The organism is Candidatus Accumulibacter aalborgensis, assembly GCF_900089955.1.
Lineage (GTDB): Bacteria > Pseudomonadota > Gammaproteobacteria > Burkholderiales > Rhodocyclaceae > Accumulibacter > Accumulibacter aalborgensis.
In genome coordinates, this window is sequence record NZ_FLQX01000073.1 from 1 (window position 1) to 1,325 (window position 1,325).

A 1,325-nucleotide genomic window follows, 5' to 3' on the forward strand; every position below is an offset into this window, starting at 1 on the left:
TCACTGCCGCCCCCCCAAGCGCCCTTGAGTGCCAACGGAGTCAGGTGAGGGTAAGGATCAGCGGCACAACGGGTGACGCTCGACCGCAACTACCGCTCGACGCAGCCGATCCTGGCGGCTGCAAATCAGGTGATCGCGCTCGCCGCCGAGCGCTTCAGCAAGGACTTGTGGAGTGACCGCGGCTCATCCGAGAAACCGCGCCTGGTGTCCGTCCGTGACGATGCCGATCAGGCGATTCACGTCGTCGAACAGATCCTCGCCAGACGGGAGGCGGGAATCAGGCTCAAGGCGCAGGCGGTGCTTTTCCGGACAGCGCAGCATGGCGTGCGGCTCGAACTGGAACTTACCCGGCGCAATATCCCCTTCGTCAAGTTCGGCGGGCTCAAGTTTCTCGAAGCGGCTCATGTCAAGGACGTACTCGCGGTCCTGCGCTGGGCCCAGAATCCGCGCGACCGACTGGCTGGTTTCCGCGCCATGCAACTGGTGGCCGGCATTGGCCCGAAAAGCGCAGGCCGGGTTCTGGCGAACATCGCCACAGCCACCCGCCCACTGCTCAGCGAGCAGCACGTTCCTGATGGCGCCAGGGCCGCCTGGCTCGAGTTTGCGACCTTGATCGAGAACAGCGGGCCGGGTGCCACGCCCTGGCCAGCCGCCTTCGACCAGATCGGCTCCTGGTACCACGCGCAAATGGACCGCCTGCATGACGACGCGGAAATCCGGCAGGCCGACATCGAGCAACTCGCCCGTATCGCCATGACCTATCCGAGCGCCGAGCGCTTCCTCACCGAACTGACGCTCGACCCGCCGGATGCGACCAGCGATCAGGCCGGTCCGCCCCTGCTCGACGAGGACTACCTCATCCTGTCGACGATCCATTCGGCCAAGGGGCAGGAATGGACGGCCGTCACCCTGCTCAATGCCGTTGATGGCTGCATCCCGTCCGACATGGCCACCGGGTCGGCGCTCGAAATCGAGGAGGAGAGACGGCTACTCTATGTCGCCATGACCCGCGCCAAGGAACACCTGGACATCCTGCTACCGCAGCGCTTCTATGTGTCCCACCAGGCGGGCTTCGGCGACCGCCACGTCTATGCCAATCGCACGCGCTTCATCCCCAATGCCTTGCTGCCCCACTTCGAGCAGATCTCGTGGCCGCCGCCAGCGGTGGTGCTACCGGCAAGTCCAAACCCGAAGCAGCAGGCGCTCGACCTCGCGGCGCGGATGCGGGCGATGTGGAAGTGACAAGCATAGACGATTACCAAGCAGCCCTGACGCATGAGGGCTCCAACCCCGTATTTTCAAGGCCTGGCGGTGGGTAGCAAGAA

1 pseudogene is annotated in these 1,325 nt (G+C 64.7%); it reads left to right on the forward strand.

From position 1 onward, the window contains the following. Window positions 1–63: 63 nt before the first annotated feature. Window positions 64–1,242: pseudogene (locus tag ACCAA_RS04700) on the forward strand (ATP-dependent helicase); the annotation flags it as partial. Window positions 1,243–1,325: the final 83 nt, after the last annotated feature.